The sequence below is a fragment of the Streptomyces lienomycini genome, assembly GCF_027947595.1.
In the GTDB taxonomy this organism is placed as follows: domain Bacteria; phylum Actinomycetota; class Actinomycetes; order Streptomycetales; family Streptomycetaceae; genus Streptomyces; species Streptomyces lienomycini.
Genome location: NZ_CP116257.1, coordinates 3,019,031 through 3,040,896, shown reverse-complemented (window position 1 = coordinate 3,040,896; position 21,866 = coordinate 3,019,031). Strand labels below are relative to the sequence as shown.

The following is a 21,866-nucleotide window of genomic DNA, read 5'->3' as shown; positions in this document are numbered from 1 at the left end:
TCAAGGCCTCATCGCCGGGGGTTCGACGGCGTGCTGCCGGGGCGCGGTGACCAGGTAGGGGCGGACGCTCTTGACCAGCATCGCCATCTCGTAGCCGAGCACGGCCGCGTCGGCCTCGCGGCCGGCCAGCACGGCGAGGCAGGTGCCGGAGCCGGCGGTGGTGACGAAGAGCAGCGTCGAGTCGAGTTCGACGACGACCTGCCGCACGTCTCCGCCGTCGCCGAAGCGGACACCTGCGCTGCGGCCGAGGGAGTAGAGGCCGGAGGCCAGGGCCGCCATGTGGTCGGCGCTGTCGGCGTCGAGGCCGTGGACGGACTTCACCAGTCCGTCGGCGGACAGCAGGACCGCGCTGCTCGTGTGCGGCACGCGCTGGACGAGGCCGCTCATCAGCCAGTCGAGGTCGGACACGTGGCCGGTCGGCGCATCGCTCGCCATGGTGGATCGACTCCTTGGGGTACGCAGGTCTGTGGGAGCGCTGGTCGTGGAGGTGGTGGGGGTGGTCGTGGGGGTGGTCATCCGGCCGGGTTCCCGCGGGTCGGCGTCAACGGGGCGGGGTCCGTGTGCTGCTGCGCCTCGGCGAGGCCGATTCCGCGTTGGAAGGCCGCCATCAGGCCGGGGTCGTGGCCGACGTACTGCTCGGGGTCCTGGCGCGGGGCGGGCCCACCGCGCAGTTGGGGTGCGATGTGCTCCTGGGCGCGGCGGCGCGGCAGTTGGGGCTTGCCCATGGTGCCGCGCACCGTGCTGTGGCGCGGGACGGGCGGGGTGGCCGCGTGTTCGGCGAGGACGCCCCGGTCGTCGGGCCGCACTCCGGGCACGGCGGCGGCCGGGGTGGGCCGGTTGCGGTGCGTGCCCCGCACGGGCAGCGGCCGGGGTTCACCGTCCGCCCCGCGGACCTGGTCCGGGCCGGACGCCACCGCGGGAACGGGCGCCCCGGGAGCCGGAGCCGCCGGTGCGGCGGAAGCCGGAGCCACGGACGCCGGAGCCACGGACGCCGGTGCCAGGTACGCCGGTGCGACCGGGGCGGGTGCGACCGGGTCCGGTGCGACCGGAGTTGGCGGTGCCACGGGCGTCGCGGACCGGGGCTGCGGCACCGGCACCGGCACCGGCACCGGCTCGGCCGCGGTGATCTCGGCCGGCCGGTCCGTACCGCCCGGGAGGGCACCCGGCTCCGTGCCCAGCAGGGCCTGGGGGACGACCAGTACGGCCTGGACACCGCCGTAGATGTTGGTCTGCAGCCGCACGGTGATCCCGTGCCGCTTGGCGAGCTGGGAGACGACGAACAGTCCGATGCGCCCGTCCGCGAGCAGGCGGGCGACGTTGACCTGGTCGGGGTCGGCGAGCAGGGCGTTCATCCGGTCCTGTTCGCCGACGGGCATGCCGAGTCCGCGGTCCTCGACCTCGACGGCGAGGCCCGAGGTGACGAGGTTGGCGCGCATCAGCACCTGGGTCTGCGGGGCGGAGAACAGCGTGGCGTTCTCGACGAGTTCGGCCAGCAGGTGGATGACGTCGGCGACGGCGTGGCCGCGCAGGGTGCCGTCGATCGGCGGGACCAGCCGGACCCGGGAGTACTGCTCGACCTCGGCGATGGCCGAGCGCAGCACCTCGGTCATGTCCACCGGGTGGCTCCACTGGCGGCGGGAGACGGCGCCGCCGAGCACGGCGAGGTTCTCGGAGTGGCGGCGGATGCGGGTGGCGAGGTGGTCGACGTGGAAGAGGCCCTTGAGGAGGTCGGGGTCCTCGATCTCGTTCTCCAGCTCGTCCAGGATGGAGATCTCGCGGTGCACCAGCGACTGGAGGCGCCGGGCGAGGTTGAGGAAGACCTCCAGCTTCTGTTCGCTGCCCGCCTGGCTGGAGAGCTGGGCGGCCCGGACGACGGCGGTGACGGCGCCGTCGTGGGCCCGGGAGAGGTCGGCGGCGAGCAGTTCGAAGTCGTCGGCGTCGGCGGGCGGCCCGCCGCGCGGTTTGCGGGGGGACGGCGTCTCACCGCGGCGCAACGCGTCGACGACGGCCCGCAGCTCGCCCTCCTGGCGTGCGGTGCTGCGGCGCAGGGCGCCGACGCGGTCGTGCACGGAGCGCGCGGCGCGGTCGGCGGCGACGGCCGCGATGGCGACGGCCGCGACGGTCACCGACACCGCGCCGGCGAGTACGCACCACAGGACGGGGCCGGGCCGGGTACCGGTGGACCGGACGGTGAAGAGAACGACCGCGCAGGCGCTGAGGGCGACCGCCACCGGCGGCAGCACGGCGAGCCGGAGGAGTTGGGGTCGTATGTGGGTCTCGGGCAGGGCGGTGGTGGTACGTGGGGCCGGCCGGCCGTGCCGCCCGCCCTCGCGGCGGTCTGCTCGCGCGGCCGGTGCGCGGAGGTGAGACATCGGTGTCCTCGTACTGGTCCGTGTGCTTGTCCGTCGTGCTGGTGTGTCGCGCTGGTGCGTCGGCCCTACGTCGCCCGACGGACACTGACAGTAGTCGCCTGCCCCTCATGTGCGGTGGGCAGTTGACAAAGTCCCGCGGCCAACGTCCCGCTCTGGTATGAGGCCTCGTACGACAGACCGATAAGCCGGTGAAGCACCCGTTCGTGAAGCGTCGAGGATCGATCGAAGCCGATCAGATTCAGTCACGGTGAGTGACAGCGGAGCGGCTCCGGACGCCCGACGGCACCGCTCCCGCCCCCATCGGAGTATTGACGCGCCCACGCGCACATGAAACAAGTAGATAGGTTTTGTATCTTCGATTCGCTGGGGGCCCGATGACCGACACCGCCCCGGACGCCGCACCCCGTGCCGCGACGTCCGCGACGTTCACCACCCGCTCCCCGGCGACGGGCGAACCGCTCGCCGAGCACCCGGTCGACGGTCCCGAGGAGGTCGCCCGTGCCGTGATCCGGGCACGGGAGGCACAGGTGGCGTGGGCCGCGCTGCCCGCGGCTCGGCGGCGTGAGCATCTGCTGCGCTGGAAACGCGTCCTCGCCGCCGAGCTGGACACGGTCGCCCGGACCATCGCCGAGGAGACCGGCAAGCCGGCCGGTGACGCCGAGCTGGAGGTCGTCCTCACGCTGGAGCACCTGGGCTGGGCCGCCCGCAACGCCGACCGCGTGCTGCGCGGGCGGCGGGTGCGCACCGGTCTGTTCACCGTCCACCAGCGGGCCTCACTGGTGCACCGGCCGCTGGGCGTGGTCGGCGTGATCGGCCCCTGGAACTACCCCTGCTACACGCCGATGGGTTCCGTCGGGTATGCCCTGGCCGCCGGGAACGCCGTGGTTCTCAAGCCGTCCGAGCTGACCCCGGCCACCGGCACCCTGCTCGCCGAGTTGTTCGGCAGGGCCGTGCCCGCGCACGCCGGGCTGCTCGCCACCGTCACCGGCGCCGCGGCCACCGGGGAGGCCCTGGCCCGCTCCGAGGTCGACAAGCTGGCGTTCACCGGGTCGCCCGGGACGGCGCGCAGGGTGATGGCGGTGTGCGCCGAGACGCTGACGCCGTTCCTCGCCGAGTGCGGCGGGAAGGACGCGGTGATCGTGACCGCGGACGCGGACCTGGACGCCGCCGCCGACGCGATCGTGTGGGGTGCGCTGAGCAACGCCGGGCAGACCTGTGCGGGCGTGGAGCGCGTCTACGCCGTGCGCGGGATCCACGCGGCGCTGTGCGAGCGGGTGGTGGAGCGGGCCGGTGCGCTGCGGCCGGGCGCCGACGGCGACGCGGACTACGGTCCGATGACCCTGCCGGGTCAGCTCGCGACCGTGGAACGGCACGTGACGGCGGCGGTGTCGGCGGGCGCGCGGGCCCTGCTGGGCGGGCCCGAGTCGGTCCGGGCGCCGTACGTCGCGCCCGTCGTCCTGACCGGGGTGCCGGAGGACGCGGCGGCCATGACGGAGGAGACCTTCGGACCGGTCGTCGCCGTCAACGCGGTGGCCGACGTGGACGAGGCGGTCGCGCGGGCCAACGACTCGCGGTACGCCCTGGGGGCCGCGGTGTTCTGCGGCAACCGGCGCACCGGGGCCGCGATCGCGGCGCGGCTGCGGGCGGGGGCGGTGTCGGTGAACTCGGTGCTGGGCTTCGCGGCCGTACCGGCACTGCCGTTCGGCGGCTCGCGGGACTCCGGCTTCGGGCGGATCCACGGCGCGGAGGGGCTGCGGGCGTTCACGGCGGTGCAGTCGACGACCGTGCAGCGGTTCACGCCGCCGATCGCGCTGACCTCCTTCGAGGTACCGGCGGCCGCCCGGCAGCGCGCCGTGCGGCTGGCCCGGACGCTGCACCTGCGGCGCTGAACCCGGCCGCGTACGGCCGGGGGTGGTGCTCAGGCCTTCAGCAGGGGGGCCAGGTAGCGGCGGGCGAAGGCACGGGCCTGGTCCTCGTCCTCCATCTCGATGCAGCTGACCGGGTTGAGGAGGAAGGAGACGGCCACCCGCACCATGAGTTCGGCGACGGGCCGCGGGTCCTCGTCGGGGCGTCCCTCGGCCTGCTGCGCGCGGCGCAGATGAGCCGTGAGGTAGTCGACGGTGGCGGTGAGCGAGGAGCCGCCGTGCACGGTCATGTACGGCAGTACGACCTCGGGTTCCAGGCGCAGCAGGCCGCCGAAGAGCGGATGTGCGCGGGTGTGGCGCAGGGCGACGACGAATCCCTCGACGACCCGTTCCTCCATGGTCGGCAGTGCCGCGACCGCCGCGTCGAGCCGCTGGAAGAACCGGCTGTTCTCACGCAGCAGGGTCTGCTCGACCAGCGTGTCCTTGTTCTGGAAGCGCCGGTAGACGGTGACCCGGGAGACACCGGCCCGTTTGGCGACGTCGTCCACGGAGGAACGGCGCAGACCGAAGACGGTGAACTGCTCCAGCGCGGCGTCGAGGATGCGCCGTGCCGTCGGGTCCTCCGTCTCGGCCATCGGGACCGTACTCACGAAACCGCCACCTCCGTCCCGAGAACCGAGAACCGAGAAATCAGGGAACAACTGCCACACCCGTCAACACGCACCTGCCAACACTTTGTCACACGACTTCTGGAGGACCTGATGGGCAGCCGTCTCACCGAGGAGCAGTCCGCTTTCGTCGCGGCCGTTAGAGATTTCGCCAAGCGCGAGTGCGGTACCCGTCAGCAGCGCGACGCGCTGACCGGCGGGGGGCGCGAGGCCCATCATCCCGGCCTGTACGGCAGGCTCGCCGAACTGGGCTGGCTCGGGGTGTGCCTGCCCGAGGAGTACGGGGGGTCGGGCGGCGGGCTGGCCGACGCCTGTGTCTTCCTGGAGGAGACCTCCTACGGCATGGTCCCGGCCGGCGGTTTCGTCACCACCGTCATCGCCGCGAAGGCGTACGAACGGTTCGGCACCGATCGGCAGCGGCGGGAGGTGCTGCCCGGCGTCGTGCGCGGCGACGTGCTGTCGATCGCCATGTCGGAGCCGGAGGCCGGTTCGGACGTGGGGGCGCTGCGTTGCCGGGCCCGGCAGACGGCGGACGGCGCCTGGGTCGTCGAGGGGCAGAAGACCTGGATCTCCAACGCGCACTGCGCGAAGGGCATTCTGCTGGTGGCCCGTACCGGTGAGGACAAGCACGGCGGGCTCACCATGTTCCACCTGCCCGCCCGGACGCCGGGTGTGGAGGTGCGGGGCATCGAGACGATGGGCGGCCGGGAGGTCAACGACGTGTTCCTCACCGACGTCCGGTTGCCCGCCGACGCGGTGGTGGGACAGGTGAACGACGGCTGGCGGCAGTTGATGGCCGGTCTCAACTACGAGCGCCTCTTCCTGGCCTCGAACATGCTGGGCCTGGCCCGCCGCGTCTTCGACGACGCGCTCGGCTACGTCCGTGAGCGCGAGCAGTTCGGCCGGCCCGTCGGTTCCTTCCAGGCGCTGCGGCACCGGGTGGCCGACCTCGCCACCGAGATCGAGTGCACCCGGCTGCTGGTGCGGGAGGTGGCCCTGGACTGCGACGCCGAGCCGGACAGGCTGTTCCCGCGGGAGGCGTCGATGGCCAAACTGAAGGCCACCGAGGTCGCCAAGCGGGCCGCTCTGGAGGGCATGCAGATGATGGGCGGCTACGGCTACACCACCGAGTTCGACATGGAACGCCATCTGCGGGCGGCGGTGGTCTCCACGGTCTACGGCGGAACGAGTGAGATCCAGCGGGACGTGATCGGCAAGACGTACGGCCTCTGAGCCCTCCCGCGTGAAGCGGCGGCCGTCCGCCCCCGGTGCCGGGGTGGACGGCCGCCGCTTCGGGCCGGTGGCGCGGGCCCGGTTCAGTCCCCGTAGAGCCCGGACAGCGCGGTGGCGTACTTGTCCCGGATGACCCGGCGCCGCATCTTCAGCGAGGGCGTCAGCTCGCCGGTCGCCGGTCCCCACTCCTCGGCCAGCAGCTCGTACCGCTTCACCTGCTCGGTGCTGCTGAGCCGGGAGTTGGCGGCGGCGACCGCCCGGTCCACCTCGGCCCTGACGGCCGGATGCCCCACCAGATCGGCGACCGTGGCGTCCACCTCGACGCCGTGGGTCGCGGCCCAGGCGGGGGCGGCCTCCGCGTCGAGCACCAGCAGGGCGACGAGGTAGGAGCGCCGGTCGCCGTGCACCAGGGCCTGACCGATCAGGGGGTGCTCCTTGAGCGCGTTCTCCACCAGGGCCGGCGAGACGTTCTTGCCGGTCGAGGTGATGATCATCTCCTTCTTCCGGTCGGTGAGCCAGAGGTACCCGTCCTCGTCGGTGCGGCCGATGTCGCCGGTGGCCAGCCAGCCGTCGGCGTCGAGGGCGGACCGCACCGATCCGTCCGGGCGCAGGTAGCCGGAGAACACGGACTCGCCCCGCACCTCGATCTCGCCGTCGGCGGCGAGGCGGACCTCCACGGACTCCACGGGGCGTCCCACCGAGCCGATCCGGAAGCCGGTCCGGGGGCTGTTGGTGGTGGCCACCCCGGTGGTCTCGGTCAGCCCCCAGGCGTCCATGATCACGACGCCGAATCCGGCCCAGAAGTCGACCACGTCGACCGGCATGGGCGCCGACGCGCTGGCCGCCCAGGTCACCCGGTCGAGGCCGCCCGCGGCCAGCAGGGGCAGCAGGACCTCCTCGCGGGCACGGGCGTACCGCTCCTCCAGCTCGGCGGGCGGCGTCTCGCCCCGCTCGCGGCACCGGACGTGCTCGCGGGCCACCGCGGACGCCGCGTCGATGACCTCGCGCTGTTCGTCCGGCATCAGGGAGAGGACGGCCCGCACCGCGGCGCACAGTTTCTCCCAGATCCGCGGCACGCCGAAGAACTGCGCGGGGCGCACCTTGCGCACGACGGTGCCCACGGCCGTGGGGTCGGCGCAGAGGTAGACGTGCGAGGCGCGGTGGCAGGGCAGGTAGATGCCCAGCATCCGCTCGGCGATGTGGGCGAACGGCAGGTAGCAGATGTGCTCGACGTGCGGCGGCAGTTCCACCACGGCGTCCAGCGCGAGGGCGTTGGCCATCACCTGGCGGTGGGTCAGGACCACGCCCTTGGGCTCCCCGGTGGTACCGGAGGTGTAGACGACGGTCAGCGGGTCGTCGGGGGACGCCGCGTCCAGTTCCTTGGCGAACTGTTCCGGCACCGGCACCGGCACCGGGTCCGGAAGCAGCCCGGCGTACGGGGTGTGCCCGCCCTCGGCGCCCGTCTCGGCCACGACCAGGCGCTCCAGCAGGGTGTCGGCGTCGGCCAGGAGCGGCTCCCACACCTCCACCTGCGTCGCCCCCTCCACCACGGCGACCCGGGCCCGGCAGTTGCGGGCGATGTGGGTGATCTGCTCGGGGGCCGCGGTGCCGTAGACACTGACCGGGACGGCCCCGAGGCGGACGAGTGCCAGGTCGGACAGCCAGTGTTCGGGGCGGTTGGCCATCATCAGCAGCACGTGGTCGCCGCGGCCGACGCCCAGTGCCGCGTAGCCGGCGGCCAGCCGCTCGGTGTGCTGGTGGATCTCCGCCCAGGTGAGCGTCGTCCAGTCGCCGTCCCCGTCCGTCGGCTGCCAGGAGAGACCGGGGAGCCCGGGGTAGTCACGGGCGTTGCGGGCCAGCAGCTGCGGCAGGGTCCGTCGGGCCGTCGGGGCGGCGGGTGGTTCGCCGGCGGTACGGGGCTCGGAAGTCATCGGGGTCTCCTTGCGGGTCGGAGGGAAACGGCCGGAGTCAGAAGTCCGTGCGAAGGTCCGTGCGGGGTGCGGTTCGGGATGCCGTTCGAGGTTCCGTTCAGGAGTCCGTGAAGGTCTCGCCGCGTTCCGCCTTCTCCACCAGCAGCGCGGGCGGTGTGAAACGCTCGCCGTAGCGGTCGGCCAGCTCACGCGCGCGGGCCACGAAGCCCGGCAGACCGCCCTCGTACCCGTTGACGTACTGCAGGACGCCACCCGTCCAGCCCGGGAAACCGATACCGAAGACCGACCCGACATTGGCGTCGGCGACCGAGGTCAGCACGCCCTCCTCCAGGAGCCTGACGGCGTCCAACGCCTCCGAGAAGAGCATCCGCTCCCGCATGTCGGCGAACGGAATCCCATACCCCGGCCTCGTGAAATGCTCACGCAGCCCCGCCCAGAGCCCGGCCCGCCTCCCGTCCTCCCCGTACTCGTAGAACCCCGCCCCACCCGAACGCCCCGGCCGCCCGAACTCGTCCACCATCCGGTCGACGACCGCATCAGCGGGATGCGCGCTCCACACACCACCCGCCTCCACCACCGCACGCTTCGTCTCCTCGCGGATCCTGCGCGGAAGAGTGAGAGTCAGCTCGTCCATCAGCGACAGCACCCTCGCCGGATAACCCGCCTGAGCCGCCGCCTGCTCCACCGACGCCGGCTCGATCCCCTCCCCCACCATCGCCACACCCTCGTTGATGAAGTGACCGATGACCCGCGACGTGAAGAACCCCCGCGCGTCATTCACCACGATCGGCGTCTTCCCGATCCGCCGCACCAGGTCGAAGGCCCGCGCCAGCGCCTCCTCCCCCGTCCGCTCCCCCCTGATGATCTCCACCAGCGGCATCCTGTCCACGGGCGAGAAGAAGTGCAGCCCGATGAAGTCACCCTGCCGCTCGACGCCCTCCGCCAGCACCGTGATCGGCAGCGTCGACGTGTTCGAGCACAGCAACGCGTCCGGGGCGACCACCTGCTCGATCTCCTGGAACACCTTGTGCTTGAGCGCGGTGTCCTCGAACACCGCCTCGATCACCACGTCGCAGCCGGCGAGGTCTCCCGCCTCGGCGGTCGGCGTGATCCGCGCCAGCAGCGCGTCCGCCTGCTCCCGGCTCGTGCGCCCCTTCGCCAGCGCCTTCGCGCACAGCTTCTCCGAGTACGCCCGGCCCTTGAGCGCCGACTCCAGCGACACGTCCTTCAGCACCACGTCGATGCCCGCACGCGCACACGCGTACGCGATCCCCGCACCCATCATCCCCGCCCCCAGCACCGCCACCCTGGTGACCTCGCGGGACTCGACGCCCTTCGGACGGTTGGCGCCCGAGTTCACCGCCTGCAGGTCGAAGAAGAACGCCTGGATCATGTTCTTGGTGATCTGTCCGGTGACGAGTTCCGTCAGGTACCGGGCTTCCACCACGAAGGCCGTGTCCACGTCGACCTGGGCGCTCTCCACGGCCGCCGCGAGGATGTTGCGCGGCGCCGGGGCGGGGGCGCCGCCCGTCCTCTTCCTGAGCAGTGCGGGCAGGGCGGAGAGTTGGCCGGCGAGCTTCGGTTGCGCGGGTGTACCGCCGGGGATGCGGTGGCCGGGCGCGTCCCATCGCTGGGCGGACTCGGGGTGGGCGTCCACGAACGCCCTTGCCTTCGCGAGGAGTTCGTCCGGGTCGGCGGCGATCTCGTCGACCAGGCCGGCTTCCAGGGCCCGGTCCGGCGGGTACTGGGTGCCTTCCAGCAGGACCTTGCGCAGGGCGTCCACGACACCGAACATCCGGACGGTGCGGGTCACTCCTCCGCCGCCGGGCAGCAGGCCGAGGGTGACCTCGGGCAGCCCGACCCTGGCGGCCGGGGTGTCGAGGACCACGCGGTGGTGGCAGGCCAGGGCGATCTCGTAACCGCCGCCCAGGGCCGCGCCGTTGATCGCGGCGACCACCGGCTTGCCCAGGGTCTCCAGGACGCGCAGCGAGCGCTTGACGCGCATGCCCGCGTCGAAGGACCGCTGCGCGGTCTCCGGGGTGACGGAGATCAGGTCGCGCAGGTCCCCGCCGGCGAAGAAGCTCTTCTTGGCGGAGGCGACGATGACGCCCCTGATGTCGTCCCGGCGTTCCGCGAGCCGTGCCGCGACGGCGTCCAGCGAGTCGATGAAGGCGGCGTTCATGGTGTTGGCGGACTGGTTCGGATCGTCCAGGACAAGGGTGACGACGTGGTCCTCGGACTCTTCCCAGCGGATGGTCGAGGGCCGTTCGGTGGTGTCCATGGGTCAGGTCTCCAGTGAGGTCGTGAGGGGCCGTGGCCGCGCGGGGTTCAGACGCGCTCGACGACGGTGGCGATGCCCATGCCGCCGCCCACGCACAGGGTCGCCAGCCCGTACCGCAGGTCGCGGCGCTCCAGTTCGTCGACGAGGGTGCCGAGGATCATGGCGCCGGTGGCGCCGAGGGGGTGGCCGAGCGCGATGGCGCCGCCGTTGACGTTGACCTTGTCCAGTGACAGGCCCATGTCCTTCACGAAGCGCAGGACGACGGCCGCGAAGGCCTCGTTGATCTCGACGAGGTCGATGTCGTCGATGGTCAGCCCGGCCTTGGCGAGGGCCTTGCGGGTGGCCGGTGCGGGGCCGGTGAGCATGATGGTGGGCTCGGAGCCGGAGACGGCCGCGGAGACGATCCGGGCGCGCGGGACCATGCCGTTCCGCTCGCCGGCCTCCCGGGAGCCGACCGCGACCAGGGACGCGCCGTCGACGATGCCGGAGGAGTTGCCCGCGTGGTGGACGTGGTCGATCTTCTCCACCCAGTGGTACTTCTGCAGCGCGACCGCGTCGAAGCCGCCCAACTCGCCGATGTCGGCGAAGGAGGGCTTGAGCCCGCCGAGGGAGTCGGCGGTGGTACCGGGGCGCGGGTGCTCGTCGTGGTCCAGGACGGTGAGCCCCGCGCGGTCCCTCACCGGGACGACGGACCGCTCGAAGCGGCCCTCCTTCCAGGCGGTGGCCGCCCGTTCCTGGGAGAGCGCCGCGTACTCGTCGACGTCGCGGCGCGAGAACCCCTCGATGGTGGCGATCAGGTCGGCGCCGATGCCCTGCGGAGCGAAGCCGGTGTCGTGGTTGGTGCGCGGGTCCAGCGCCCAGGCCCCGCCGTCGCTGCCCATCGGGACGCGGGACATGGACTCCACGCCCCCGGCCAGTACCAGGTCCTCCCAGCCGGAGCGGACCTTGGCGGCTGCCATGTTGACGGCCTCCAGGCCCGACGCGCAGAAGCGGTTCTCCTGCACTCCCGCCACCGTGTCGGGCAGTCCGGCGGCGACGGCGGCGATGCGCGCGATGTCGGAGCCCTGATCGCCGACCGGGCCGACCACACCGAGGACGATGTCGTCGACGGCCGCCGGGTCCAGACCGGGGAAGCGGGCCCGGATCTCGTGGATGAGGCCGACGACCAGATCGATCGGCTTGGTGCCGTGCAGGGCGCCGCTCGCCTTGCCGCGTCCGCGCGGGGTGCGGATCGCGTCGTACACATACGCTTCGGTGCTCACCTCGGGTGTCCTCCAAGTAGGTGTGTGACAGGCCGCGGCCGCGGCACGGGCGTCGGTAGGGGCGCTCGGCGGCTCAACCGAGGAGGGAGCGGCCGATGATCTCCTTCATGATCTCGGTGGTGCCGCCGTAGATGGTCTGGATGCGCCCGTCGAGGAACGCCCGTGCCACCCGGTACTCGCTCATGTAGCCGTAGCCGCCGTGGAGTTGCAGGCAGCGGTCGACGACCCGCTTCTGCAGTTCGGTGGCCCACCACTTGGCCATCGAGGCGTGTACGGCGTCCAGCCGGCCCTGGTTGTGCTCGGCGACGCAGCGGTCGAGGAAGGTGCGGGTGACCGCCGCCTCGGTGGCCATCTCGGCGATCTCGAAGCGGACGTGCTGGAGTCCGGCCAGCGGTCGGCCGAACGCCTCGCGCTCCTTCACGTACCGGGTGGTGACGTCGAGGATCTCCTCGGCCGCCGCGGCGGCGCCGACCGCGATGGCCAGCCGTTCCTGGGCGAGGTTGCCCATCAGGTAGGTGAAGGCCCGGTTCTCCTCCCCCAGCAGGTTCTCCTTGGGCACGCGGACGTCGTTGAAGAACAACTCGGCGGTGTCCTGGGCCTTCTGGCCGATCTTGGCGAGGTTGCGGCCGCGTTCGAAGCCGTCCGTGCCGCGTTCGACGACGAGCAGGCTCTGCCCGGCGCTGCCGCCCTCGGGTGTGGTGCGGGCGACCACGACGACGAGGTCGGCGAGGATGCCGTTGGAGATGAAGGTCTTCGAGCCGTTGAGCAGGTAGTGGTCGCCCCGGTCGGTGGCGGTGGTGCGGATGCCCTGCAGGTCGGAGCCGGCGCCGGGTTCCGTCATGGCGACGGCGGTGACGATGTCGCCGGAGACGAAGCCGGGCAGCCAGCGCCGCTTCTGCTCCTCGGTGGCGAGCCGGGTCAGGTAGGGGCCGACGATGTCGTTGTGCAGGCTGAGGGCCAGCCCGGAGGCCCCGGCGCGGGCGAACTCCTCGATGAGGACGGCACTGTAGCGGAAGTCGTCGGTGCCTCCGCCGCCGTACTCCTCGTCGACGGCGAGGCCCAGCAGGCCCTGGCGGCCCGCCGAGCACCACACCTCGCGGTCGACGACGCCGTCGCGCTCCCAGCGTTCGTGGTGCGGGGCCACCTCCTTGGCGAGGAAGGCCCGCACGGTCTCGCGGAAGGCCTCGTGGTCGGGGCCGTACAGGTCTCGCGGCATGGTCACAGCCAGCTCCTCACTCGCTCGATCAGCCGGGCGGGTTCCGCCCCGACGGGCGTGACGTTGAGCATCGTCACGCCCGCCTCGCGGAAGGCTTCGACGCGTTCGCGGACGTGGCCCTCGGGACCGGCCAGGCAGATCCGTTCCAGCAGTTCGGCGGGTACGGCGGCCTCGGCGTCCTTCTTGCGGCCCGCCAGGTAGTGCTCCTGTACGGTGGCCGCGGCGGCCTCGTAGCCGTAGGAGCAGATCAGGTCGTGGTAGAAGTTGCGGCCCGGGGCGCCCATGCCGCCGACGTACAGGGCGACGGTGGGGCGCATCAGGTCCCGGGCCTCCTCGGCGTCGTCGCCGATGGCGAGCAGTCCGCCCGCGACGACGGAGAGCGGTCCGAGCGCGGGGTCGCGTGTGGCGGCGCCCTCGGCCAGGGCCGGTCCCCACACCTCGGCGGCGTGTTCCGGGGCGTAGAGGAAGGGCAGCCAGCCGTCGGCCAGTTCGGCGGTCATCCTCACGTTGGCCGGGCCGAGCGCGGCGACGTACACGGGGATGGTGTCGCGCACCGGGTGGGTGAGCAGCTTCAGGGGCTTGCCGAGGGTGCCGCCCTTCTCCGGCGGCAGGGGCAGGTCGGTGATGCCGTGGTGCTCGATCACCTCGCGCCGCCAGATCCGCCGCGACAGCTCGATCACCTCACGGGTGCGGCCCAGCGGGCGGTCGTAGCGGCGGCCGTGCCAGCCCTCCACGACCTGGGGTCCGGAGGCGCCGATGCCGAGGAGGGCCCGGCCGCCGGTGAGGGCGTCGAGTCCGGCGGCGGTCTGGGCGATCAGGGCGGGGGTGCGTGAGTAGACGTTGAGGACGGCCGAGCCGATGCGCATGCGGTCGGTCTTCGCGGCCAGGTATCCCAGGATCGTCGGGGAGTCGAAGCCGTAGGCCTCCGCCACCCAGACGGCGTCGAGTCCGGCGGTCTCCAGGGCGGCGGCCCGGTCCGCGGCCTCGCGCGGGTCGCCCGCGTACGTCAGTGGTGAGGACAGTTCCATCAGCTGCCGTCCTTCGGCTGTTCGGCCAGGTGGGGCAGGTTCCAGTCGCGGGCCACCTCGGCCTTGTGCGCGCCGGGGACGGCGGGTGGCAGGCGGAGGGTGCCGGGCGTGGCGGAGAAGCGGGGCGCCGGGGCGGGCTGGGTGACGCCGTGCGCCTCGGTGTAGGTGCCGCGGCCGCGCAGGTGCGGGTGGTCCGCCGCCTCGCGCAGGGAGAGTACGGGCGCGACGCAGGCGTCGGTGCCCTCGAAGACGGCCGTCCACTGCGCGCGGGACGCGGTCTTGAACCGGGCGGCGAACAGGGCTTGCAGTTCGGGCCAGTTGCGCGGGTCCGCGCGGTCCGGCAGGTCGTCGCCGTCCAGGCCGAGCAGGGCGACGAACGCGGTGTAGAACTGCGGTTCCAGGGCGCCGACCGCCATCCAGCCGCCGTCGCCGGTCTCGTACACGCGGTAGTACGGGCAGCCGCCGTCGAGCAGGTTGCTTCCGCGGGCGTCCCGCCAGGTCCCCTCGGCGAGCATGCCCCACAGGAGTGCGGTGAGGTGGGCCGTGCCGTCGACGATCGCGGCGTCCACCACCTGGCCCCGGCCGGTGGCGCGGGCGCTGAGCAGCGCGGCCAGGACTCCGGTGGTCAGGTAGAGCGAGCCGCCCGCGTAGTCGCCGAGCAGGTTGGCGGGGACGGCGGGCGGACCGTCCGCCGAGCCGATCGCGGAGAGGACGCCGGCCGTGGCGATGTAGCCGATGTCGTGACCGGCGCGAGGTGCGAGCGGTCCCTGCTGGCCCCAGCCGGTCATCCGGCCGTACACCAGGGCGGGGTTGGCGGCCATGCACTCCTCGGGGCCGACTCCGAGCCGCTCGGCGACACCCGGCCGGTATCCCTCCACCAGGATGTGCGCGCGCGCCGCCAGGGCCCGTACGGTCCTGGGTCCCTCGGGGGACTTCAGGTCGACCAGGACCGAGCGTTTGTTGCGGTTGGTCACGTCGTGGGCGGGGTCGCCGGCGAGCGGACGGGGCCCGGGGCGGTCGACGCGCACCACGTCGGCGCCCAGGTCGCCGAGCAGCATCGTGGCGAACGGGCCGGGGCCGATGCCCGCCAGTTCGAGCACGCGCACGCCGTCCAGCGGGCCGGCACCGGTGCGGTCCCGGGTGTCAGGGGGGTGGTGGCTCATGGGTTCCTCTCTCGGGGCGCGGGCGACTCGCCGTCGCGCGACCGGGACCTTACTGAGCGTTCGCTAAGAACGTAGAAGTGTCCCGCCGATCGGTCAACGCCCTGAACGAGAGGAGGTTCTGCGGTACTTGACGGGACAGGGAGGCGGGGTCGCACACTGGACCCGGGCAGATCTTCCGCGGATCTCCCTCGAATCCCCGCGGTCGCTTATCGATCGCTAAGCTCCCCGGAGGCACGGATCCGGACGCACGGCCGTACGATGTCGCCCGTCGACGCATGTCCCGAGGAGAGTCGTTGAGCACCGAGCCGAGCCAGGACACCAAGGCCCCAGCGCAGCACTGGCGCTCCTATCGGCCGCTCGACCTGCATCCGATCCTGGTTCACGCCATGGAAGCCTTCAACGAGCAGGGCTACCACGGCACTTCGGTCCGCAACATCGCGGGCCGGGTCGGCGTGACGGTACCCGCGCTGTACTACCACTACGAGAACAAGCAGGCCCTGCTGGCGACCCTGCTGGAGACGTCCATCAAGGACGTCCTGGACCGCTGCCGGGCGGCGGCCGCCGAGGCGGGGCCCGCTCCGCTGGCGCGGTTCTGCGCGATGGTCGAGTCGATCGTGCTCTACATGGCCCACCGCAGGTCGCTGGCGTTCCTGGACACCGAGATACGCAGTCTGGAGCCGGCCAACCGGGCCCGCTACGTGGCCCTGCGGGACTACCTCCAGCACATGCTGCTCGACACGGTCGAAGCCGGCCGCGCCGAGGGCGTGTTCACCACCGAGATCCCGGCCGACGCCGTCCGTGCGGTCCTCATCATGTGCCAGGGCGTCGCCAACTGGTTCCGCCCCGACGGCCCGCTCACCGCGGAAGAGGTCGCCGAACGGCACGTCCTGCTGAGCCTGGGCACCGTGGGGCACCCTGTGCGTTCCCCCGCCCGCCGGGACCCGGCGCCGTACAGCTCCTGACGACACCGAAGAGAGGACACCGCATGGACCCGCTCCAGGCCCGTACCCGCTTCCAGGCGCTCCGCGAGACGAAGGGCCGGGTCGAGGCGGCCGCACTGGACGAGGTGTGGACCGAACTGGACACCGTCCGGCCCGAGGAGATCCTCGGCGAGTGGAAGGGCGGCGAGTTCGACACCGGTCATCCCCTCAACGGCGAACTGGCGAAGGCGAGTTGGTACGGCAAGACGTTCGACTCCGTGCACGACGCCAAGCCCCTGATGTGCCGCGACGCGGCGGGCGAGCTGTACTCCAACCTCGAACTGGGCAAGGGCGAGGCCAGCCTGTGGACCGTCGAGTTCCGCGGCGAGCCGACGGCCACGATGGTCTACGACGGCCGGCCGGTCCTCGACCACTTCAAGCGGGTCGACGACACCACCCTCATGGGCATCATGAACGCCAAGGGCGTCCCCGCCGACGGCCCCTACTACTACTTCTTCCTGGAGCGCCCGTGAGGCGTGCCCGTGCCGCGGTCGTCCGCGTGCCGGGTGCGCCGTTCAGCCTCCGGGAGGTGGAGCTGGAGGACCCGCGGCCGCGCGAGGTGCTGGTCGGGATGACGGCGGTGGGGGTGTGCCACACGGATCTGGGGATCCAGGCCGGCTGGCCCCGACGGCTCACCCCCATGGTCTTCGGTCACGAGGGCGCCGGCCGGGTCGAGGCGGTGGGCGCGGAGGTGACCGGCCTCGCGCCGGGGGACGCCGTCTGCCTCACGTTCGCCAGCTGCGGCGCCTGTGCGCGGTGTACGGCGGGGCAGCCGGCGTACTGCGACGCGGCGCGGTCCCTCAATCTCTCCGGCGGGCGCGGCGACGGCACCACCCCGCTCCGTCTCGACGGTGCCCCGCTGCACGGCGGCTTCTTCGGGCAGTCCAGCTTCGCCACGCACGCCGTGGTGCACGAACGCGGGGTGGTCAAGGTCCCCTCCGACCTGCCGGCCGTGCTCGCCGCGCCGCTGGGCTGCGGGGGTCAGACGGGTGCGGGGACCGTGCTCAACCGGCTGCGTCCCGAGCCGGGGACGTCGCTCGTGGTCCTCGGGGCCGGCGGGGTCGGGCTGAGCGCGCTGATGGCCGCGGTGGCCGTGGGCTGCGACCCGGTGGTGGCCGTCGACCCGGTCGCCTCCCGGCGGGACCTGGCCGTCGAGCTGGGTGCCCGCTCGGCGCTGCCCCCGGGCGACGGTCTGGTCGCGGCGGTCCGCGAGTTGACCGGCGGCGGGGCGCACCACGTCGTGGACACCACGGGCCGGCCCGAGATGCTCGACCGTGCCGTCGCCGCGCTGCGCCCGTGCGGCGAACTCGCCCTCCTCGGTCTCGGCGGCGAGGTGACGTTCGACATGATGCGCCTGATGACCAAGGGCGTCCGCCTGCACGGGGTGATGGAGGGCGACTCCGACCCCGCCCGCTTCGTCCCCGAACTGATCGACCTCCACCGGCGCGGGCACTTCCCGCTGGAGCGGCTGGTCACCGCGTTCCCCTTCGAGGAGATCGGCGCCGCCGTGGCCGCCATGCGCGACGGCAGCGTGGTCAAGCCGGTCCTCACCTTCGGCTGAACCGGCCCGGGCGGGGTGTGGTTGACTGAACGGCATGGTCCCGCCTCCGCACCCGCCCGTCCGCCGGTGACCGCCGATCCGACCACCGCTGCCCGACCCCGCAACCGCAAGCGGCTCATCGTCGAGGCGGCGGGCCGGGTCTTCAGCGAGCGCGGCTACCACCGGGCGTCCATGGAGGAGATCGCCACCGGCGTGGGCATCACGGCGGCGGCCCTGTACCGGCACTTCCCGAACAAGTACGCGCTCTTCGCCGAGTGCGCCGACGGCATGGTCGACGGGCTGGTCGCCGCGCTCGACGAGGTGCCGCCGGGCGCTCCCCTGACGGACGTGCTCGCCGCCGCCACCCGGGTCACCGTCGCCCATCGGGCCTCGGGCGGCGTGTACCGGTGGGAGGCGCGGTACCTCAACCGTGAGGACCGCCGGCGTCTGCGGACGAAGTTCGGGCGGGTGGTCGAGCGGGTCGACGAGGCGGTGCGGCGCGAGTACCCGCCGGCCGACGAGCGCCTGCGGGCCGTGGCCGCCCTCGGTGCGATCGGCTCCATCACGATGCACCACACCTCGATCGCCGGGCGCCGGGCCGAGAGCCTGCTGTCGGCGTCCGCGCTGCGGGTGGCCGCCACCGATACCGCCGCGTTCCACGGGGGCCCGGGCCCGGCAAAGCCGCCCGGACGGCCGGTGCCGCGCACCCGGCGCGCGGAGATCCTGGCGGCCGCCATCCCGCTGTTCGCGCGGGACGGGTTCGCGAACGTCACGAACGGCCAGATCGCGCGCGAGGTGGGCCTGGCCCCGTCCGCGCTCTACCGTCACTACCCCGGCAAGGTCGACATCCTGGCGGCGGCGTGCCTCCAGGCGGCGGGGCTGCTGGCCCAGTGGGTCGAGCGGAGCCTGCACGAGGTGGCCGGCCCGCGCGAGGCCGTGGTCGCGCTGGCGGCGACGTACGTGGCCTACTGCTTCGAGTACACCGCGCTGAACAGCGTCGCCGAAGCCGAGTTGGCGGGTCTGCCGGCGGATCTGCGGCGGCCCCTGGTCCTCGCCCAGCGGGAACACATCGCCGTCTGGGAGCAGCAGTTGCGCCTCGCCCGCCCGGAGTTGGACCCGCGTCAGGCGCGGGTGCTGGTGCATGCGGGGTTCGGTGTGGTGGTCGAGGCCGGGCGCAGCCTGCGGTGGCAGGACGGCCCCGACCACCGTGACGCCGTGACCGCCCTGGTCGTCGGGGCCCTGGGGCTGTGAGGGCTGTGAGCGGGCGTCGTCGCCGGGCGGACCGGCGGCTCAGCCGGGCCTGTTCCCGGTGGGGATGGTGATCGGCGTGGTGGTCCCGGAGGAGCCCTTGTTGAGGAACAGCATGGCCAGGGCCCGGATGAACTGGTCCACCATGTAGAAGGTGCCGGGCATGATCGGCGACAGCCCCTCGCGGAACCTGATGTACGCCGGCCACGCCGTGCGGACCAGGGCCGCGGCCACGTAGTCGCGGCGCAGTCCCAGCCAGTCGCCGACCTCGTCGCTGAGGACGTGGCGCACGAACTCGTTCAGGAACCCGCGGGTGACTCCGAGGTCGATCTGCGCGGTCAGGCCGAGCAGGTCCTCGGCCAGTGCGACGCCCTCGGTCGTCGGGGTGAGGATCGGGGTGAGCACCTGCGCCGACTGCGCGTGCGCGGCGGCCCACGTCTTGGGGATGTACTCGTCGGGCACGCCGAGCAGGTGGAGGGCGACCTGCCAGGAGTGCAGGAACGCCTCCTGGTCCTCGGCCGAGAACGGGATCTTCCACTCGGTCAGCTTGCTGTGGACGTAGGTGCCCAGGCTGTGGAAGGTGACGAGGATGTCTGCGGCGCTGATCGGGATGTCCTGGTCGGCGCCGGAGGTCCAGTGCGGCGACTGGGGCAGCAGGTGCCGCACGGCCGCGTGCACCAGTCGGGTCTTGTTGGCGGTGACGACGAACTGGCCCGTCGGCTCGAAGGCCTTCAGCTGGGAGAGGTCGTAGCCGAACGTGAAGGTCTTGGCCGCGCGGTCCTGCATGTCGGCGCCGCCCGCCGACCAGTAGACGCTCCTGGCCTCGCGCGGGATCACGGTACTCATGATGCCGCTGCCGAGGCCGTACAGCATGAACAGGTAGGTGTCCCTGCGCCGGTTGAAGTCGGCCGCGCGGGTCAGCTTGGCCTGGTCGGCCCAGGAGGGCAGCCTGTTGACCTGGCGCAGATGTGCGGTGAGGGCGGACGGCAGACCGCCGGGCAGCGGGTCGCCGTTGTTCACCCACCCCTTCATCGCGGTGTTGATCACCGGGACGCTGCCGTTCTTGATCAGCGTGGCCATCAGGGGGTCGGTCGCGTCGTCCCAGACGTACTCCGGATCGGCCCCCGTGCCGGAGCCCGCCACCGAGCCGGCCGACGGCCACGCCCACGCCTTCGCGCTGTCCGCCACGCCCACGAGCCCGAGCGCGACACCGAGCGACAGAACTCCTCGCCTGCTGAGATTCTCCATTGACCAAACCCGCTTCCCTGAGGGTCAGACGGTGCTATGAGTCGTTTCCGCACGTCAGTTGAGTACCCACCACGCGTCGGGCCCTGCCGAGTGATGTGATTCTTCATTAACATAGCGAGGCGAGTCACCGTGAGCAATGGGGGCGACCAAGGGATGTCAGGTGAACGGCGAAGGGGCCGGCAGGAGCCAGCCGGCCGCCGCCGCGCCGGCCACCAGGGCCGCCACCCGAGCGTGAGCGAACGGTGCGTTCGGTAACGGGCGGCGATGCAGATCGCGTCCGACGCCCGCGGAGCCCGCGGTTCTCGAAGCCGAGAAGTGCGGCGCACCGGCCGGCGGTGTTCGGCGATCCGGGCGACCCGGCCGCAGACACTCGGCTACGGCCTCGGCGACTCCCGACGGGGCGGGCCGCCTGCAACCCGCCCGTCGAGGCGGGGTGGTTCCATCAGTCCACCTTCAGCGGAGTCCGCGCGCCATCCTCGGCGAGGGCGATCACGTGCTCCCCCTGCACGCCCGCGATCCACCGCCGGAAGCGAGCCTCCAGCCGCCGAGGGCAGGGTAGATCTTGCTCCACGTGGCCAACCCACGGCTCCGCAGCCCGCGTCAGGCCGGCGCGCGGCACCGGGCGGAACACGCGACCGGTCCGACTCGGGGGATCACAGCGCGCGGTGGTACTGGACGGGCCAGGCGACCCGGTCCGACGCGCGCCGGCGCAGGGCGAGGTAGGGGTCGCGCAGCAGCGCGCGGCCCAGCATCACCGCATCCGCCCGTCCGTCCGCCACGAGCGCGTAGGCCGAGGACAGTTCGCCGATCTGACCGACCGGGGCGATGGGCAGTCCCGAGGCCTCCCGCAGCGTGTTCGCCAGGTCGACGTGGACCGCCTCGCGCACGGGCGGGCGGGCCTCCTCGTCCCGTACGGCCAGGCCGGAGGAGACGTCGAGGAGGTCGACGCCCGCGGCCGCCAGCTCCTTGGCGAACAGGGCCGACTCCTCGATGGTGATGCCGCCCTCGATCCAGTCGGTGGCGGTGATGCGGAAGAGGACGGGCTTGCCGTCCGGGAACGCCTCCCGCACCGCGCGGGCCACCCGCAGGGGCAGGCGCGTCCGGTTCTCCAGGCTGCCGCCGTACTCGTCCGCGCGGTGGTTGGTCAGCGGCGAGAGGAACTCGTGCAGGAGGTATCCGTGCGCCCCCTGGATCTCGACGGCGCCGTACCCCGCCAGGTCGGCCATCCGGGCGGCGTGGGCGAAGGCGCCGACCACCTCGTCGAGCTCGGCGTGCGACGCCGGGCGGGGAGCGCGCAGGTCACCGAAGGGGGCCGCCGTCGTCCCGATGGTCTCCCAGCCGCCGTCGGACGGGCCCACCGAGCCGTTCTGCCCCGCCCCCACCCACGGAAGCTGATGGGATCCCTTGCGCCCCGCGGCCTGGAGTTCGACGGCGGGGACGGTGCCGCGGCCGGACAGGAACGAGGTCAGACGCCGGTGCGCGGCGGCCTGCTCCTCGTTCCACAGGCCGAGGTCGGCCGAGGTGGCGCGGTGGCCCGGTCCCACGGCGGTGGCCTCGACCACGAGCAGGCCCACGCCGCCGACCGCACGGGACCCGTAGTGCACCAGGTGCCAGTCTCCGGGCTTGCCGTCCGCTCCCGCCGCGTACTGGGCCATCGGCGACATCCATACACGGTTGGCGACGGTCACGTCCCGCAGCCGCAGGGGGCGCATCGCAGGCACGGGGGATTCTGGGCTGGACACAGGTGAACTCACTTCCCGAGAAGCAACTCGCAATGATTACTGCTTTTGAGGGTTCAAAGTAACACAAACGCAGTTATCAGTGCACTTAA

Annotated in this window: 17 protein-coding genes; 6 read left to right on the top strand and 11 right to left on the bottom strand. The window is 72.6% G+C overall.

The window, feature by feature from the left end:
- A complete protein-coding gene (locus tag BJ961_RS13625; protein WP_104633373.1) occupies window positions 1-435 on the bottom strand; it encodes a roadblock/LC7 domain-containing protein in 435 nt (144 codons plus the stop codon).
- A gap of 77 nt (window positions 436-512) precedes the next feature.
- The gene (locus BJ961_RS13620) at window positions 513-2,372 is read right to left on the bottom strand and encodes a sensor histidine kinase (RefSeq protein WP_271321567.1); all 1,860 of its coding nucleotides are present in this window, start codon (window positions 2,370-2,372) and stop codon (window positions 513-515) included.
- Between the two features lie 374 nt (window positions 2,373-2,746).
- On the opposite strand from BJ961_RS13620, the gene BJ961_RS13615 reads away from it, so the two are divergent.
- Window positions 2,747-4,261, top strand: a complete 1,515-nt coding sequence (locus BJ961_RS13615; RefSeq protein ID WP_271321566.1) for an aldehyde dehydrogenase family protein — start codon at window positions 2,747-2,749, stop codon at window positions 4,259-4,261.
- Window positions 4,262-4,290: 29 nt separating this feature from the next.
- Here the strand turns inward: BJ961_RS13615 and BJ961_RS13610 are convergent, their stop codons facing one another.
- Window positions 4,291-4,872 (bottom strand): TetR/AcrR family transcriptional regulator, encoded by a 582-nt coding sequence (locus BJ961_RS13610; RefSeq protein ID WP_271417043.1) that lies wholly within the window; start codon window positions 4,870-4,872, stop codon window positions 4,291-4,293.
- Between the two features lie 126 nt (window positions 4,873-4,998).
- Here BJ961_RS13610 and BJ961_RS13605 point away from each other — a divergent pair, with 126 nt between their 5' ends.
- A complete protein-coding gene (locus BJ961_RS13605; RefSeq protein WP_271321565.1) occupies window positions 4,999-6,138 on the top strand; it encodes an acyl-CoA dehydrogenase family protein in 1,140 nt (379 codons plus the stop codon).
- Window positions 6,139-6,221: 83 nt separating this feature from the next.
- On the opposite strand, the gene BJ961_RS13600 is transcribed toward BJ961_RS13605, so the two are convergent.
- The 6 genes from BJ961_RS13600 to BJ961_RS13575 form a co-directional block, all read right to left on the bottom strand.
- On the bottom strand, window positions 6,222-8,069 hold the full coding sequence (locus BJ961_RS13600) for an AMP-dependent synthetase/ligase (RefSeq protein ID WP_271321564.1): 1,848 nt from the start codon (window positions 8,067-8,069) through the stop codon (window positions 6,222-6,224).
- A gap of 97 nt (window positions 8,070-8,166) precedes the next feature.
- Window positions 8,167-10,350: a 3-hydroxyacyl-CoA dehydrogenase NAD-binding domain-containing protein gene (locus BJ961_RS13595; RefSeq protein WP_271321563.1), complete on the bottom strand. Its 2,184-nt coding sequence runs from the start codon at window positions 10,348-10,350 to the stop codon at window positions 8,167-8,169.
- A gap of 47 nt (window positions 10,351-10,397) precedes the next feature.
- Window positions 10,398-11,612: an acetyl-CoA C-acetyltransferase gene (locus BJ961_RS13590; protein ID WP_271321562.1), complete on the bottom strand. Its 1,215-nt coding sequence runs from the start codon at window positions 11,610-11,612 to the stop codon at window positions 10,398-10,400.
- A 73-nt stretch (window positions 11,613-11,685) separates the two neighbouring features.
- Window positions 11,686-12,828 (bottom strand): long-chain specific acyl-CoA dehydrogenase, encoded by a 1,143-nt coding sequence (locus BJ961_RS13585; RefSeq protein WP_271417042.1) that lies wholly within the window; start codon window positions 12,826-12,828, stop codon window positions 11,686-11,688.
- Window positions 12,829-12,830: 2 nt separating this feature from the next.
- The gene (locus BJ961_RS13580) at window positions 12,831-13,856 is read right to left on the bottom strand and encodes an LLM class F420-dependent oxidoreductase (protein WP_271321561.1); all 1,026 of its coding nucleotides are present in this window, start codon (window positions 13,854-13,856) and stop codon (window positions 12,831-12,833) included.
- Window positions 13,856-15,019 carry a CaiB/BaiF CoA transferase family protein gene (locus BJ961_RS13575; RefSeq protein ID WP_271321560.1) on the bottom strand — a complete coding sequence of 388 codons (1,164 nt, stop codon included), beginning with the start codon at window positions 15,017-15,019 and terminating at the stop codon, window positions 13,856-13,858. Before BJ961_RS13575 ends, BJ961_RS13580 begins: the two co-directional genes overlap by 1 nt.
- A 293-nt stretch (window positions 15,020-15,312) precedes the next feature.
- Here BJ961_RS13575 and BJ961_RS13570 point away from each other — a divergent pair, with 293 nt between their 5' ends.
- The 4 genes from BJ961_RS13570 to BJ961_RS13555 all read left to right on the top strand — a co-directional run bounded on the left by BJ961_RS13570 (window position 15,313) and on the right by BJ961_RS13555 (window position 18,790).
- Complete coding sequence (locus BJ961_RS13570; protein ID WP_271321559.1) at window positions 15,313-15,981, top strand: TetR/AcrR family transcriptional regulator; 669 nt, start codon at window positions 15,313-15,315, stop codon at window positions 15,979-15,981.
- Between the two features lie 23 nt (window positions 15,982-16,004).
- Window positions 16,005-16,472, top strand: a complete 468-nt coding sequence (locus tag BJ961_RS13565; RefSeq protein ID WP_271321558.1) for a DUF4334 domain-containing protein — start codon at window positions 16,005-16,007, stop codon at window positions 16,470-16,472.
- Complete coding sequence (locus BJ961_RS13560) at window positions 16,469-17,560, top strand: NAD(P)-dependent alcohol dehydrogenase (protein WP_271321557.1); 1,092 nt, start codon at window positions 16,469-16,471, stop codon at window positions 17,558-17,560. Before BJ961_RS13565 ends, BJ961_RS13560 begins: the two co-directional genes overlap by 4 nt.
- A gap of 66 nt (window positions 17,561-17,626) precedes the next feature.
- Window positions 17,627-18,790 carry a TetR/AcrR family transcriptional regulator gene (locus BJ961_RS13555; RefSeq protein WP_271321556.1) on the top strand — a complete coding sequence of 388 codons (1,164 nt, stop codon included), beginning with the start codon at window positions 17,627-17,629 and terminating at the stop codon, window positions 18,788-18,790.
- Between the two features lie 39 nt (window positions 18,791-18,829).
- Here BJ961_RS13555 and BJ961_RS13550 read toward each other — a convergent pair whose 3' ends face one another.
- Together BJ961_RS13550 and BJ961_RS13545 are read right to left on the bottom strand one after the other, a co-directional pair.
- Window positions 18,830-20,035: an oxygenase MpaB family protein gene (locus BJ961_RS13550; protein WP_271321555.1), complete on the bottom strand. Its 1,206-nt coding sequence runs from the start codon at window positions 20,033-20,035 to the stop codon at window positions 18,830-18,832.
- A 653-nt stretch (window positions 20,036-20,688) separates the two neighbouring features.
- Complete coding sequence (locus tag BJ961_RS13545) at window positions 20,689-21,747, bottom strand: oxidoreductase (RefSeq protein WP_271417041.1); 1,059 nt, start codon at window positions 21,745-21,747, stop codon at window positions 20,689-20,691.
- Between the last annotated feature and the right edge of the window lie 119 nt (window positions 21,748-21,866).